Source organism: Amylibacter sp. IMCC11727 (assembly GCF_029854195.1).
Classification (GTDB): domain Bacteria; phylum Pseudomonadota; class Alphaproteobacteria; order Rhodobacterales; family Rhodobacteraceae; genus Amylibacter.
Map to the genome: position 1 here is coordinate 2,778,351 of NZ_CP122960.1, position 15,597 is coordinate 2,793,947.

Sequence of the window (15,597 nt, forward strand, 5' to 3'; positions counted from 1 at the left end):
CCCTTGTTTTGCTGGAGCTACCAGCTGAAGTGACGCCTGCAGCGGGAACACAAGCCGCAAGACTAACCGTGTGGGGGCACCACTACCTTCCTAATGTCAAGCTATTTTTACTGCCTAATTTAACTTTAGGGAGTGTCTTCATGGGTTACATTCTGGATACATCAAACTCACAATCATCTATTCCTCACACGGTTATCCGTGGCAGGACCTACTACTTTCAGATGCGAGTGCCGAAGCAACATCAGCAAGTATACGGGCAATCTATTCGGGCTAGGCTGTCTGAGTGCGAGGACGAGGCACGTAATCTAGCTACGCATCTTTCCCATCTGCTAAAACAGTCATGGCAATCAAACACCAAAGTTAAGGTGTGCATTGATCAGGCTTTACGTTCTGTCCGTCCAGTCAAGGTAACTTTTGCTGCGATAGCTGATGAATACATCATCACGAGACAGGTTGATCACAAGTCTAGCATGGTAGCTGTCAGAGCTTTGCTAACCGTAGCTGGTGATCGTGCAGTTGAATCCTACAAACGAGACGATGCACGGGCTTTGATGGCTCACCTTCAGTCTGTTGGGAATAAGACTGCGACCATTAGAAGACGGTTCAACACTATTAGTGCTATTCTCAACTTTGCTTACCAAGAGCTAGAGATTGATAGACGTAACCCATTTGCCAAGATGACCATAATTGGTGAAGGGTTGGATGCAGCCAAAAGAGGGACGTTCACAGAACAGGAACTTCGTGATGGCTATCAACAATCAATGAACAGCATGACAGGGATACCGTTGCTGTTTCCGATGCTTGGTGAGACTGGTTGTCGTCTGGCTGAGATCGTTGGGTTGAGGGTAGGGGATGTCGAACTTGATGATCGTGTTTTACACATCCGTCCCAATGATAAACGAAGACTAAAGACTACTGGCTCAGAACGATCTTTGCCTCTGACGCAGACGGCTTGTTTTGCCCTAACAAAAGCACTCCAGCATTCAGATGATGAGTGGGTCTTCCCACGGTACATCAAAGAGGATGGTTGTTATGCCACTCATGCGAGTAATGCCTTAGCCAAGTGGACGAAGAGAAGATGGGGGCTGACTGCACATAGTCTTAGACACACGTTTAGAGACCGTCTCAGGGCTGCTGAGGTACCATTAGAGGCCATAGACCAGATCGGTGGCTGGTCCTCTGTCTCAAACATCGGCTCAAAGTATGGGCAGGGTTATTCGGTGGAGCACTTGAGGCAGTACATGGATAGGATTGCTATCACCTGACCCCAGTTAAACTCCCCGAGTAATAGAAGAAGTAAATTGGTGAGAGGGCTGGCTTATGTGCTGGCCCTTTTACATCTCCATGCTGGCTCAAAAGGGACCAGTAATACCCTGCTAGGATGACCGTAAGTAGTGGACCGTAAAAGTTGATAGTCCCCTCTCAGTCCCTCTTTACTACTCTTTTTCTCCATAAAATATTGACATACTGTTAAGTTTATGTTATAATATAACATATAGAGCGGGGTGAGTTTCCACTCTGCTTTACAAAAAACAAATCCCCAAAAACATACAAACATACAGGTGAGCAAATGCCCGTTTTTTCGGACTCGGATTCCGTCATGGACTCTAGTGACAACAATCAACCCAAAACATTCAAACAGTGGCAACAGCTGCGTCGTTCCAACCCATCAGGAATGAACGGCTACTACAGCACGAAGACCCAGCAGAAATTAATGCAGGACCGTCAGACTTTGGGGGATTCATTCTATGAATAGCCTCGAACTGCTAGAGCAGCTAGATCAAGCACGTGATGTGTTTCAGTCAGCAAACGTCCATCAGCAACATGAGATGGAAGGTATTCGTACAGAGCTTCGTCTACGTGGTTTGTTCTCATCCAAACAAATCAGGCCTTCCAGCATGGCGTATGAGTCAATCGTAGCAGTGCTCTTTATGCAAATGACACGGACAGGTCAGAAGCTAACCGTTCCACCGACTATTCTCAGCAATCCACACAAGTACTCGGTACCCACATCGTTACCGAGAGACTTAGCTGCAGCTGTGAAGGCCGACCTGCTCCTGCTGGAAGACAAGTGTACATACAGCCCTGCACTGCGTCTGCATCAGCTTGTCATAGGCACCTTGGCTAAGATCAATGGTGAGGATGCAGCATGACTGAACTTACATACCGTTCACTGCTCCGTACCCAGCAGCCCAATAAATACGAACGGCATGGGTACACACTCTATCGTTCAATGCAGACGGACCCTGAGTTCAAGCATGGTCTTCGTGCTTGGGTACAGTTTCCTAACGAGACAGAAGCAAGTCTCTGGAGAGAGGAAGGCTCATTAATGCGGAGCAAAGGGTCGTTTGAAGATCAAGCTTTGTTCACGGGGCTGTCGGCTTGGCTTCAGGCCATTGAGCTTGATCTGATCAAGCAATCCAACGAGGAGCAAAGTAATGCAGAATAACACACCTGCCCACATTAACTCTCTGGCTGAACTCGGCTCTTTTAGAACTTCCAACCCTGAAACGATCAAGATGGCAGATGGAACTGTACTCCGTCAGGTTACCAATAAAGAGTTCCTAGCTAAGGCAGAGGAAGATAATGCCTCGGACCATGTGATGGCAAGGCAGTCTGGAATGTCTGGATGGGTGACACGAGACAGTGGCCAACACGTAATGATTAAGCTGGCGACTGAAACTGCCTACGATCTTTCTGTCCCAGAGGATGGGCCAGTTGCACCATCAAACAGTGACACTGAATATGCTCCGGATGACCCAGAAGAGCTCAACTATGATGGTGAGTTCTCTGACCGTGACTTTGATCTGTTTGCTGATGTAGTCGGCAAGATCGAAAGCAATGGAGACTACACAGTCGTTGGTGGCTACAACGACCACTATCAAGGCAAGTACCAGTTCGGACGGCTTGCTCTCAAGGATGTTGGTATTGGGTTTAGTCAGGAAGCACGACAGGCGTTCTTGGGAGACCCTGAGTTGCAGGAAACAGCCTTCCAGTCTCTCACAATGCAGAACCATAAAACACTGACGAGGCTTTCTGCAAAGTACCGTCGGCTTAGCCAACGTGAACAGCTGGCCATTCTGGCTATGGCTCACAATGCAGGTGCGGGTGGGGCCTTAGAGTATCTTCGTACAGGCAAGGACACAGCTGATGGCTTTGGTACAGCTGGATCCAAGTACATCAATGCAGTCAGGTCAGCATTCCGAGGAGGTGAGGCATGAGTAGCCTGTCTGAAACCTCATTCGACTATGACGGTGTCGTCTGGACCTGTGCTTTGCTCCCGTATCGGATCATCGCATGTAGGGACCTTATTCAATACATTGTGCAGGTCCGTAATGAGAAGGCTTACCGTAATCTCTCATACTTCTCGGAGTGGGAGCCTATTGAAAGACATTACCCTCAGCTGGCAATGGCTGGTCTACCACTTAACAGCCCTGAGGTGCTGTCTCATGAGGTGAAACGGAGAGTGATGCGGCTGGGCAATAAACCTGCTCTCAATGATGATGAAATTGAAAGGGGGCCTACCTGCAACTTAGGTCAACTAAAAACGTCTAAATAGAAGTTAGACTATGTTGTTAGTAGTCATGCTTATTCGATTTTGAGGCCCCGATATCCAATGATCTTTCCTCCTTTGCAAAGGTAGTTCTGAGTTCCTCTACACTGATATTCATTCACGTGTTTAACCGAAAGGTCCTCGGGAAACATAAACCCCGTTGCAGACACTTCACCTTCCAGATCCCATGATGGTTCAATCCAGGTCTGCATGACTGCATGTTTTCGGTAAGGTTTCCCTGTTACGTCGTGAAACTCAAACTCAACATGTATTTCGGTTATGACAACGTCATCTGACATGTTTTTCCCGTTGGTAATAAAGGCTTTGGCTGTTGCTTTTTCGGGTCTGTCGTCGAACGGATGAGCATATAAACCAAACCTTGCGTAAGCTTCAGAGGTTTGTGGAGAAACTTCAATCTGTTGATCCATTATACACCTTCTTTTTATGGTTTCCGCAGATAACAGACCTGCCCCACCGTGGCTATTAATGCAACGATTGGCAGAGGTTACGGTCCCTTCGTTGTTTTTAGCTGTGGCTGGCCAACCAGTTGTGAGTGTCAAAGCTAATGTTGAAGCAAAAAACAAAGGAAATTTAGTCATGTGACCCACCCATGATATCATTGCCGATCGTAGGCATTTAACAAACCCAGACTAAAAATTCTTCCAGCTGAAACCTTACGCATCTGTATCTCTCCACAAGTTTCATAATGAGATTGGCATGTCCCTATGTGGTTAGCAACCAACGTCTAGGTATACCTGCTGACAGGACGGTCAGGGATGTATGGCTAGCTCGGTAGGGGGGCTTTAGGTCTGGCTGTCAGCAGGGCTGAGAGGTTCTCCGTGGCATGTGAGACAGGTGGTAGAACCAAAAAAAGGGCCAGACCCGAAGGTCCAGCCCAGTGTGGAAGTGTCTGCAGGGAAGTGAGACATGTGTATTACGGACCAATGCCTGAGTTGTAAGCGTTTGGCGAACCCGCTCTGACGGAGAGTGAGGGAATGAGTTAAGTGTCCACTATTGAGAATGGACACTTAGGGGCATTTTATGAGCCGAGGAAAGAAGCGCTTTTGGTCGGATGACGAGAAGCGAGAGATTTGCCGCCAAGCGGCAACGGAGGGCTTTTCTGTCGCGCAAGTTGCACGACGTTATGCAGTGAACGCAAACTTGATTCACAACTGGATGAAGGATCCCCGCTTTGCAACGCCCACGGAGGACATAACCTCTCCCCCCGAAGACGCTTTTCTGCCTGTCGAAGTTGAACTGAGCGCTCAGCCGATAGATAGGATGGTCACTACCCCTTCGGCTTCAGCTCTTTGTGCGACGCGCGTTGATCTAACGTTGTCGGATGGACGACGGGTTTTGATTGAGGGGCCAACAGCGCTGAGCGCGGTTGTGGGTTTGGTCGAAGGATTGGCCGTTTGATCCCCGTTCCTAGTAATACACGGGTTTGGCTTGCGGCTGGCGTAACGGACATGCGGCGCGGCTTCTATACACTGGCATCGCAAGCGGCAAGCGTCCTAGAACAAGACCCGTACTCGGGCCATCTGTTTGTGTTCCGTGGCCGTCGGGGTGACCTTTTGAAGATCATTTGGTGGGATCAACAGGGCGCATGTCTATTCAGCAAGCGGCTGGAGAAAGGCCGCTTTGTTTGGCCTGCTGCAAAAGACGGCAAGATCAGTGTAACGCCCGCACAATTATCAATGCTGTTGGAAGGCATCGACTGGCGCATGCCCCAGAAGACGTGGCGGCCATTGCAAGTTGGATAGGTGCATATTTGTTGGTTTTTGTACGTTCAGGGATTCACGACGCTGACCACATCAAGTATAGGAACGCATGCCCGATGCACCCGATATAATCCCCTCCGAACCCACAGAGTTGCGCGAGTTCACCGTTGGATTATTAGCCGAGTTGAAGAACCGTGACTTGCTTATTGAGAAGCTGCGCCATCAGGTTGCAGGGCAGAACAGTCACCGCTTTGGATCGAAGGCCGAGGGCATCGATCAGCTACAATTGCGACTTGAGGATGAAGAAGTTGCTCAAGCTGTGATCGCGCCCAATGCGCCGCCTGAGCAACCTGCTGCGCATGCAAAGATCAAACCCAAGCGTAAACCACTGCCTGATCATCTGCCACGCGTGGAACGGGTTCTTTCTGTCGGTGATGACTGCGCCGAGTGTGGAGGTGCACTGCGCGAGTTGGCCCGCGATACAACAGAAGAGCTGGAATACGTCCCGGGACGCTTTGTCGTGAACCAGATCATCCGCCCCCGCGTGGCCTGTAAGTGTTGCGAGGCAATCAGCCAAGCACCACTGCCGTCACGCCCGATTGAGAAGGGCATTCCCGGCCCAGGGTTCTTAGCCCATGTGTTGATCAGCAAATACATGGATCACTTGCCGCTCTACCGTCAGGCACAAATCTTTGCCCGTGAGGGCTTGGACATTGATCGTTCGACACTGGCGGGATGGGTGGGTAAATCCGCAGCGTTGCTGGAACCACTGGCGATGGCCATCAAACGTCACGTTCTGTCAGGCCAAGCCATCTTTGCCGATGATACGCCCGTGAAGATGCTGGCGCCAGGCATTGGCAAGACAAAGACAGCCCGCCTCTGGGCCTATGACAGGGACGAACGCCCTTGGGCCAGTGATACCCCACCAGCTGCTTGGTATGAGTTCACGCTAGACCGCAGAGGTATCCGACCAAGCGAACATCTCAAAGGTTACCAAGGCTGGATGCATGCCGATGGCTACGCAGGATTTGAAGAGCTTTACCGTTCTGGCCAGATCAAGGAAGTGGCCTGCATGGCCCATATCAGACGCAAGTTTGTAGACGTGTTCAAGTCCCAAGGCTCGCATGTGGCTGAAGAGGCCATACAGCGCATCGCCCAGCTCTATGCCGTAGAGAAGGAAGCACGCGGCTCACCGCCAGGCCAGCGCGTCGCACTGCGACAACAAAAAGCAAAACCTATTCTTGATGATCTGGAAAGCTGGCTGCAAGGCGAGTTACCCAAACTATCGGGCAAAACGCCATTGGCCAATGCAATCAGATACGCACTGACCCGCATGAAGAGGCTGCGTGACTATTTGGATCATGGCTTTCTGGAGCTGGACAACAATACAGCAGAACGATCCATGCGTGGCATTGCCATAGGCCGCAAAAACTACATGTTCATGGGATCTGAACGCGGGGGCCAGTCAGCTGCCATCATCTATACCCTCATGGAAACCGCCAAGCTCAACAACGTTGATCCCCAAGAGTGGCTCACAGACGTCCTAACCCGCATCGCCAACCACAAGATCAACAGAATTGATGAGCTGCTACCTTGGAACTACAAGGGGTGAAGCTAGGGGTTCGCCTACTGGAACAGGTTCTCCAAGTGCTTACGTTTTACACGCTCATTTTGGTTTGGCCAAATATCAGTGGAAGGAATCAGGTACATGCTTGCTAAACGTTGTTCGACCAACGTAAAGCGCAACCCAATATTCTTGATCACCGGCGTCTTTTTCCTTCGGCTTTCAAATCGTACCATGTTGTTACATGCTTTTGCATCTGATGGCCCAAGTCCATGATTGATCAACGCACTTTGAGACAACATTAAAACTGGATATGACATTTGAGTACTCGCTAATATGAACTAATGCACATTTAGGAACCAGAACGTACTTTTCAAGTGTAAATGCCACAGTATTGTGCTGGAAGCACCTTTAACTGTTCATTAGCCCACTCAACACCCGCCGCATTCCATCAGGATTTCCGACCAGTTTGGGGTCACGGCACAGATGCGTAGCAATGACTTCGGCCGATTGTCTTTCCAGGCCTGCCAAAACAAGTGTTTCAATAAAAACGGGATTTGCATGGTCCCATATTACTTCATGTGACGGACCCCGATAGCAGCTTGCTATGATAGTTGTTGCAAAACTTGGCGTTGTCATAAGCAAAGCTAGTGTTGATATAATGATAGTACGTTTCATGTTGCCCCCAACATATATTTGAAAGCACTAGGCATCGTTCAAAAGCCAAATTTTGTCAAACAATCTAAAATTGAAAGAGAGTAATGTCGCTTGGATTAGGGTGGCTTTGGACGACAGCGAGCGAGTTGACCATACCACCAAAAATGCCATCTTGAGAATGGGTCACCAACCTTTTACAATCGGCTACCCATTATCACCCCTAAAAAAACACCCAAGCGCCCGTTTTTGGTCTCATTTTCTTGTCAGACAGGCTTTGTAACAAGTTTGATGAGTATTTTGATAAAATGTCTGACCAACTACAAATCCTGTATGCCCTTGCAATAAGCGCCATTCTTGGTGCTTTGATCGCGCATGGCGTCTTTGCGCTTTTGTCGATTGCTGTAACCTGACTGCCCTCGGTGTTGCCGCATCTCGTCTAAATTGCCGCGGCAACACCAATCGGACGGATTTAACAAGAGTTCCATTTGGGCGACCACCCAAGCGCACATTACTATTAGGCTGAACCATGAGTAACACATACAAAAAACGGTTTGTTCTAGAGGGGTTACACAGCCTGACAGGATCATGGGTTGATTTGATTGAATTTAAAAGCACTGCGCAAGAGGCTCAAGCCAAACTGTCTATCATCGAAACGCACCTAATTCTTCCAAGCCTGTCGATTGAGGGCGCAATCATCCTGCCTGCAGAGTTTTCCGCGTTTAGAATTGAGCGGATCCAAAATAAATTTGATGATCAATAATCAGACGAATCATCCTAAAGCGAACCATCCCTAAGCAGGTTTACCGAACGCTTACCCTGAGTTGGATCACTCTCTAAAACAACGATCCAAGATTACCCTCTCTTATAGCCAACACTTAGGTTGTAGTCGGTGTCACAAGTATCCCCTGAACAGCACTCAAAGATGTTGGACTTACAAACAGCACACTGCTCATGCCCATGTACGACTACAGTGTTCAGTGGTGACTGACATCTAGGGCAACGTTGTTTGTGGGCATTAGCTGGGTTTAGAAGGTTATCCGTTTCAATATCGGTTCCACACGTCATACTTGGGCCAAACCTTACATGATGAGTTCTGCATCATGTATGATCCAAAGTCATTCCCACCAACAGAACAGTATCCCACAACCCTATCATAGGTCTTGGCTCCAGTAAGTTCACATATAGCCTGTGCCCCTTGGAACTGCTTGGCCAGCTTGGTTGCGGCTTGGCCCTGCCTAGTATCATTCTCAGGGCAATCTAGTGCTGACAGCCTGACAGCTATGCCATTCACTTCAATGGTATCTCCGTCTCTCACATGAGTTACCGTTCCACTAAGGATCGTCGATTGAGAAGAAGCCTTTGGGGCGGCTTTAGGGCCTCTATGGCAGTGGTAAGGCTTAGAGCCAGCATGACACCCCTGTTTGTTTAAGCCACCACTATGGGCAGTGGCTTGATTGGCTAGGATGAGGAGCATTGTTGCGATGAAAGCTGTCTTCCAGACGTCATTACTCGTGAGCCACTTCACGCATGGACGTAGGATGAGTGAAATGAATGAGAGGGTCTGGTTAGCCATTAGGTTTTGTCTTTCTGCATATCCCAGATGAAGCCTAAGTCATCTAGTCTCTGTATACGTTCGGGCGGCAGGTAACTCTTGCGCACTCTTTGACTGATCACCCATTGGCCCAGATGAAACCCATTCTGCTTAAACCTCTTCTTAACCTTACAATGCCCCTCGATTTCTTTGAACTGAACTAAGCTATCGAAACCCTTTTCCCATGCTGTCTCATACGGGTTAAAAACAAAGTCTATGTTGTTTAGCCTTTGCTGACGATCATGGGAAAGATGATCTTTGCCCAGCCTTTGGTTGCCGACCCATACCCCAAGCTTATAGCCTTCCATTTCAAAGGTTCTTGGTACTAGGCAATGACCATTAGTGGTTTTGAACTGGAGCAGCTTACTGAAACCATATTCCCAAGCCTCAGTGAGGGCATCCCAAACGAAACCTATATCATCTAGTCTTTCCTTGCGTTCAGGGGGCATGCTGTCTTGGTTGGCTCTTTGTGTGCCAACCCACTTTCCAAGCTGAAACCCATCCAGCTTAAAGTGTTGATGCACTCTGCAATGACCTTCGGTTTCTTTGAACTGCTCCAACAATCCAAACCAGAACTCCCAAGAAGCAGTACTTGCCTCAACCAACACAGTCCTGAGTGCAGATGAGAACTCAGCATCAACAGACTTGGGCAGATCAAAGATGATCTTATCACTGATGCTCTTTCGGTTCTGAGAGCCGTTCTTAGCCATGCTGGTGCGGTACTGATCCAATGTATCGGCTAGTACCTCGTCATGTGCTCTAAGTGCCTTCAGGACATCCCACACAGGCTTGAAGTTACTTGCCTCAATGGATGCCTCATGGTCATCCCCATCCTCAATGAAGACAGGCAATACAATCGTACCCTTCTTCTGAACCTTGGCTCCTCGAACCTTCCTGATCGCACGACCAACAGCCTGAATGATCTCAACCTGACTGCCACGAGGATCAATGAATGCCACACCATCGAGGGATGGAACATCTACCCCCTCAGCCAAGCATCTAGCATTGGTCAGGAGGCCTCTGTCGTAGCCTTCAAGCACCTTCAGCCTGTCGATCTTCTCCTTGCGATCTCCAGCCTTCATAGCACCTGAGACGTAGTCCGACAGGAAGGTGCCTTCAGGTCTATTTTCTGGCTCAATCAGGTTGGCTACATCCACCAATTCATCTGAGAACTGCCTGGCTCCAGCAACTCGACTGTGGAATGAGATCACCCTTTGAAGATCGTAGTCTTTGACTGCCTTCAACATGCCGATCTTAGCTGCGAGTGTTCTAGCATCTGTCTCATTGTCAGGGTCTGTCGAGACAATCTCGTAGTTCTCAATCCACTCCCAAACCATCGGCTCATCAACACCGACGATGACCACTTGGTAGTCCGTCAGGAGTTCCTGTTCGATGGCCTGACCAAATGTCAGCTTGTGAATAACAGGACCGAAGACAGCTTCGTCGTCCATTCCGACCACGGCTAAGTCATTAGCCTTAGCAGCATCCTTTACCGTCTTACCGAAGTACCTTGGTGTAGCTGTCGTGAAGAGCCGTTTGTCTGCCCTGATCTTCTCACCATCAAGGATCGTAGCAAACCCTGCATCAGCCTTACCTGCGCATCTGTGGGCTTCGTCAGCTACTGCTAGATCAAACGCAGGCACTGCATCATCAAGCTGTGCCTGAGCTATCAGGTCAGAAGACTGGTAGGTGCAGAACACAACCTTCGGTTTTGGCTGCTTCAGGAACTTAGCAATCTCTTCAATCTCAGACGTAACAGGGAAGGGTGCATCAGCAGGGTCCATGTCTTCTGTCTTCTTGCCCACTGACTTATCAGAGCAGACATTGAGAATGTCGAAGTCGGTGTTTCCTGCCCAAGCCCACTCTCGCATGGTTTGAGACAACAGGCTCAAAGAGGGCAGCAGGACGAGTGTGGTATGTGCTTTCAGTGCTTCCTTGATCCATAAGGTGGTGAACGTCTTGCCTGTGCCACAGGCCATGATCATCTGGCCACGGTCAGAACTCTTCAAGCCAGAGGCGGCATCCTCAATGGCTTTGATCTGGTGGGTGTCTGGTTTTGGCTTTGCTTTAACCTTTGCCTGATAGAGATCGGCAAATGATGCAGGGTACTCAAGAGGGGCGTCACGGAAAGAGTTGAGGTTGAAGATTGTAACAGGCTTGTCTTGTCCTTTGAGTGTCTTCTCGGCCTTGGCTTCAATCTTGTTGGTGGTTTGCATCCACAGACGTTTGTCGACTTCTTTGCGACCAGTGTCAGCCAAGAAAGAGTTCATATCACCTTTGGTGGTGGTTCTATGCTCACCGTAACACTTAGCTTGGACAGCCCAGATCAGGCCCTCTTTGTCCCTAAAGACTAAGTCAGTTCCTAAGTCCTGTCGTTGCCACTTGTTTGGGTAGTCATCCCATAGCCAGACCTTATCGACAGTCTTGGACCACTCAGGATCGTTCTCTAAAAACCACTTACAAAAGACTTCAAAAGGTTTGCCCTTACCTTGCTCACCGTAGTCTTGCTCAAGAGAGGCAATGAACTCATCGAAAGTAGCCAAGGTAATGATCCTCTTAGGTGACTAAATGATGTTGGATGATTAACGTGATGTCATCAAGGGCAACGGTGTTCATAGAAAAGTTCTTTTTGCCACTAACGGTGCCACCGTATTTCCGTGTATTTGCTGACGAAGAGAACGACTTGTTGCTCCCAAACTAGTTTGTTCTACGAGGTTGACGAGTGGCCACATTTCCGGAATGACATTGAGAAGGAGTATTGTAAGCGTTCGGTAAACCTGCTTAGGGATGGTTCGCTTTAGGATGATTCGTCTGATTATTGATCATCAAATTTATTTTGGATCCGCTCAATTCTAAACGCGGAAAACTCTGCAGGCAGGATGATTGCGCCCTCAATCGACAGGCTTGGAAGAATTAGGTGCGTTTCGATGATAGACAGTTTGGCTTGAGCCTCTTGCGCAGTGCTTTTAAATTCAATCAAATCAACCCATGATCCTGTCAGGCTGTGTAACCCCTCTAGAACAAACCGTTTTTTGTATGTGTTACTCATGGTTCAGCCTAATAGTAATGTGCGCTTGGGTGGTCGCCCAAATGGAACTCTTGTTAAATCCGTCCGATTGGTGTTGCCGCGGCAATTTAGACGAGATGCGGCAACACCGAGGGCAGTCAGGTTACAGCAATCGACAAAAGCGCAAAGACGCCATGCGCGATCAAAGCACCAAGAATGGCGCTTATTGCAAGGGCATACAGGATTTGTAGTTGGTCAGACATTTTATCAAAATACTCATCAAACTTGTTACAAAGCCTGTCTGACAAGAAAATGAGACCAAAAACGGGCGCTTGGGTGTTTTTTTAGGGGTGATAATGGGTAGCCGATTGTAAAAGGTTGGTGACCCATTCTCAAGATGGCATTTTTGGTGGTATGGTCAACTCGCTCGCTGTCGTCCAAAGCCACCCTAATCCAAGCGACATTACTCTCTTTCAATTTTAGATTGTTTGACAAAATTTGGCTTTTGAACGATGCCTAGTGCTTTCAAATATATGTTGGGGGCAACATGAAACGTACTATCATTATATCAACACTAGCTTTGCTTATGACAACGCCAAGTTTTGCAACAACTATCATAGCAAGCTGCTATCGGGGTCCGTCACATGAAGTAATATGGGACCATGCAAATCCCGTTTTTATTGAAACACTTGTTTTGGCAGGCCTGGAAAGACAATCGGCCGAAGTCATTGCTACGCATCTGTGCCGTGACCCCAAACTGGTCGGAAATCCTGATGGAATGCGGCGGGTGTTGAGTGGGCTAATGAACAGTTAAAGGTGCTTCCAGCACAATACTGTGGCATTTACACTTGAAAAGTACGTTCTGGTTCCTAAATGTGCATTAGTTCATATTAGCGAGTACTCAAATGTCATATCCAGTTTTAATGTTGTCTCAAAGTGCGTTGATCAATCATGGACTTGGGCCATCAGATGCAAAAGCATGTAACAACATGGTACGATTTGAAAGCCGAAGGAAAAAGACGCCGGTGATCAAGAATATTGGGTTGCGCTTTACGTTGGTCGAACAACGTTTAGCAAGCATGTACCTGATTCCTTCCACTGATATTTGGCCAAACCAAAATGAGCGTGTAAAACGTAAGCACTTGGAGAACCTGTTCCAGTAGGCGAACCCCTAGCTTCACCCCTTGTAGTTCCAAGGTAGCAGCTCATCAATTCTGTTGATCTTGTGGTTGGCGATGCGGGTTAGGACGTCTGTGAGCCACTCTTGGGGATCAACGTTGTTGAGCTTGGCGGTTTCCATGAGGGTATAGATGATGGCAGCTGACTGGCCCCCGCGTTCAGATCCCATGAACATGTAGTTTTTGCGGCCTATGGCAATGCCACGCATGGATCGTTCTGCTGTATTGTTGTCCAGCTCCAGAAAGCCATGATCCAAATAGTCACGCAGCCTCTTCATGCGGGTCAGTGCGTATCTGATTGCATTGGCCAATGGCGTTTTGCCCGATAGTTTGGGTAACTCGCCTTGCAGCCAGCTTTCCAGATCATCAAGAATAGGTTTTGCTTTTTGTTGTCGCAGTGCGACGCGCTGGCCTGGCGGTGAGCCGCGTGCTTCCTTCTCTACGGCATAGAGCTGGGCGATGCGCTGTATGGCCTCTTCAGCCACATGCGAGCCTTGGGACTTGAACACGTCTACAAACTTGCGTCTGATATGGGCCATGCAGGCCACTTCCTTGATCTGGCCAGAACGGTAAAGCTCTTCAAATCCTGCGTAGCCATCGGCATGCATCCAGCCTTGGTAACCTTTGAGATGTTCGCTTGGTCGGATACCTCTGCGGTCTAGCGTGAACTCATACCAAGCAGCTGGTGGGGTATCACTGGCCCAAGGGCGTTCGTCCCTGTCATAGGCCCAGAGGCGGGCTGTCTTTGTCTTGCCAATGCCTGGCGCCAGCATCTTCACGGGCGTATCATCGGCAAAGATGGCTTGGCCTGACAGAACGTGACGTTTGATGGCCATCGCCAGTGGTTCCAGCAACGCTGCGGATTTACCCACCCATCCCGCCAGTGTCGAACGATCAATGTCCAAGCCCTCACGGGCAAAGATTTGTGCCTGACGGTAGAGCGGCAAGTGATCCATGTATTTGCTGATCAACACATGGGCTAAGAACCCTGGGCCGGGAATGCCCTTCTCAATCGGGCGTGACGGCAGTGGTGCTTGGCTGATTGCCTCGCAACACTTACAGGCCACGCGGGGGCGGATGATCTGGTTCACGACAAAGCGTCCCGGGACGTATTCCAGCTCTTCTGTTGTATCGCGGGCCAACTCGCGCAGTGCACCTCCACACTCGGCGCAGTCATCACCGACAGAAAGAACCCGTTCCACGCGTGGCAGATGATCAGGCAGTGGTTTACGCTTGGGTTTGATCTTTGCATGCGCAGCAGGTTGCTCAGGCGGCGCATTGGGCGCGATCACAGCTTGAGCAACTTCTTCATCCTCAAGTCGCAATTGTAGCTGATCGATGCCCTCGGCCTTCGATCCAAAGCGGTGACTGTTCTGCCCTGCAACCTGATGGCGCAGCTTCTCAATAAGCAAGTCACGGTTCTTCAACTCGGCTAATAATCCAACGGTGAACTCGCGCAACTCTGTGGGTTCGGAGGGGATTATATCGGGTGCATCGGGCATGCGTTCCTATACTTGATGTGGTCAGCGTCGTGAATCCCTGAACGTACAAAAACCAACAAATATGCACCTATCCAACTTGCAATGGCCGCCACGTCTTCTGGGGCATGCGCCAGTCGATGCCTTCCAACAGCATTGATAATTGTGCGGGCGTTACACTGATCTTGCCGTCTTTTGCAGCAGGCCAAACAAAGCGGCCTTTCTCCAGCCGCTTGCTGAATAGACATGCGCCCTGTTGATCCCACCAAATGATCTTCAAAAGGTCACCCCGACGGCCACGGAACACAAACAGATGGCCCGAGTACGGGTCTTGTTCTAGGACGCTTGCCGCTTGCGATGCCAGTGTATAGAAGCCGCGCCGCATGTCCGTTACGCCAGCCGCAAGCCAAACCCGTGTATTACTAGGAACGGGGATCAAACGGCCAATCCTTCGACCAAACCCACAACCGCGCTCAGCGCTGTTGGCCCCTCAATCAAAACCCGTCGTCCATCCGACAACGTTAGATCAACGCGCGTCGCACAAAGAGCTGAAGCCGAAGGGGTAGTGACCATCCTATCTATCGGCTGAGCGCTCAGTTCAACTTCGACAGGCAGAAAAGCGTCTTCGGGGGGAGAGGTTATGTCCTCCGTGGGCGTTGCAAAGCGGGGATCCTTCATCCAGTTGTGAATCAAGTTTGCGTTCACTGCATAACGTCGTGCAACTTGCGCGACAGAAAAGCCCTCCGTTGCCGCTTGGCGGCAAATCTCTCGCTTCTCGTCATCCGACCAAAAGCGCTTCTTTCCTCGGCTCATAAAATGCCCCTAAGTGTCCATTCTCAATAGTGGAC

14 protein-coding genes are annotated in these 15,597 nt (G+C 49.4%); 8 read left to right on the plus strand and 6 right to left on the minus strand.

Annotation, left to right across the window (positions count from 1 at the left end; genetic code table 11):
• The first annotated feature begins 140 nt into the window (after positions 1–140).
• The 4 genes from QBD29_RS14020 to QBD29_RS14035 all read left to right on the plus strand — a co-directional run bounded on the left by QBD29_RS14020 (position 141) and on the right by QBD29_RS14035 (position 3,221).
• Positions 141–1,265, plus strand: a complete 1,125-nt coding sequence (locus QBD29_RS14020) for a site-specific integrase (RefSeq protein ID WP_048599962.1) — start codon at positions 141–143, stop codon at positions 1,263–1,265.
• Between the two features lie 483 nt (positions 1,266–1,748).
• Positions 1,749–2,153 (plus strand): hypothetical protein, encoded by a 405-nt coding sequence (locus tag QBD29_RS14025; protein WP_048599961.1) that lies wholly within the window; start codon positions 1,749–1,751, stop codon positions 2,151–2,153.
• Positions 2,150–2,449: a hypothetical protein gene (locus QBD29_RS14030; RefSeq protein ID WP_143082041.1), complete on the plus strand. Its 300-nt coding sequence runs from the start codon at positions 2,150–2,152 to the stop codon at positions 2,447–2,449. The genes QBD29_RS14025 and QBD29_RS14030 overlap by 4 nt, the downstream gene beginning before the upstream one ends.
• Positions 2,439–3,221, plus strand: coding sequence for a hypothetical protein (locus QBD29_RS14035; protein ID WP_048599960.1), 783 nt, complete (start codon positions 2,439–2,441; stop codon positions 3,219–3,221). Before QBD29_RS14030 ends, QBD29_RS14035 begins: the two co-directional genes overlap by 11 nt.
• Before the next feature lie 367 nt (positions 3,222–3,588).
• On the opposite strand, the gene QBD29_RS14040 is transcribed toward QBD29_RS14035, so the two are convergent.
• A complete protein-coding gene (locus QBD29_RS14040; protein WP_280098716.1) occupies positions 3,589–4,152 on the minus strand; it encodes a hypothetical protein in 564 nt (187 codons plus the stop codon).
• Between the two features lie 442 nt (positions 4,153–4,594).
• Between QBD29_RS14040 and QBD29_RS14045 the strand changes: the two genes are divergently transcribed.
• From QBD29_RS14045 to QBD29_RS14060, 4 genes are all read left to right on the plus strand, one after another.
• On the plus strand, positions 4,595–4,972 hold the full coding sequence (locus tag QBD29_RS14045) for a transposase (protein WP_280098717.1): 378 nt from the start codon (positions 4,595–4,597) through the stop codon (positions 4,970–4,972).
• A complete protein-coding gene (gene tnpB / locus QBD29_RS14050) occupies positions 4,969–5,316 on the plus strand; it encodes an IS66 family insertion sequence element accessory protein TnpB (RefSeq protein ID WP_280098718.1) in 348 nt (115 codons plus the stop codon). Before QBD29_RS14045 ends, tnpB (QBD29_RS14050) begins: the two co-directional genes overlap by 4 nt.
• A 67-nt stretch (positions 5,317–5,383) precedes the next feature.
• A complete protein-coding gene (locus QBD29_RS14055) occupies positions 5,384–6,886 on the plus strand; it encodes an IS66 family transposase (RefSeq protein WP_280098719.1) in 1,503 nt (500 codons plus the stop codon).
• A 1,135-nt stretch (positions 6,887–8,021) separates the two neighbouring features.
• Positions 8,022–8,255, plus strand: a complete 234-nt coding sequence (locus tag QBD29_RS14060; RefSeq protein ID WP_280098720.1) for a hypothetical protein — start codon at positions 8,022–8,024, stop codon at positions 8,253–8,255.
• A gap of 812 nt (positions 8,256–9,067) precedes the next feature.
• Here QBD29_RS14060 and QBD29_RS14065 read toward each other — a convergent pair.
• From QBD29_RS14065 to QBD29_RS14085, 5 genes are all read right to left on the minus strand, one after another.
• Positions 9,068–11,629: a DEAD/DEAH box helicase gene (locus QBD29_RS14065; protein WP_280098721.1), complete on the minus strand. Its 2,562-nt coding sequence runs from the start codon at positions 11,627–11,629 to the stop codon at positions 9,068–9,070.
• A 272-nt stretch (positions 11,630–11,901) separates the two neighbouring features.
• Positions 11,902–12,135: a hypothetical protein gene (locus QBD29_RS14070; RefSeq protein ID WP_280098720.1), complete on the minus strand. Its 234-nt coding sequence runs from the start codon at positions 12,133–12,135 to the stop codon at positions 11,902–11,904.
• Between the two features lie 1,135 nt (positions 12,136–13,270).
• Complete coding sequence (locus QBD29_RS14075) at positions 13,271–14,773, minus strand: IS66 family transposase (RefSeq protein ID WP_280098719.1); 1,503 nt, start codon at positions 14,771–14,773, stop codon at positions 13,271–13,273.
• Positions 14,774–14,840: 67 nt separating this feature from the next.
• On the minus strand, positions 14,841–15,188 hold the full coding sequence (tnpB, locus tag QBD29_RS14080) for an IS66 family insertion sequence element accessory protein TnpB (RefSeq protein WP_280098718.1): 348 nt from the start codon (positions 15,186–15,188) through the stop codon (positions 14,841–14,843).
• Positions 15,185–15,562, minus strand: coding sequence for a transposase (locus QBD29_RS14085; protein ID WP_280098717.1), 378 nt, complete (start codon positions 15,560–15,562; stop codon positions 15,185–15,187). Before QBD29_RS14085 ends, tnpB (QBD29_RS14080) begins: the two co-directional genes overlap by 4 nt.
• Positions 15,563–15,597 lie beyond the last annotated feature (35 nt).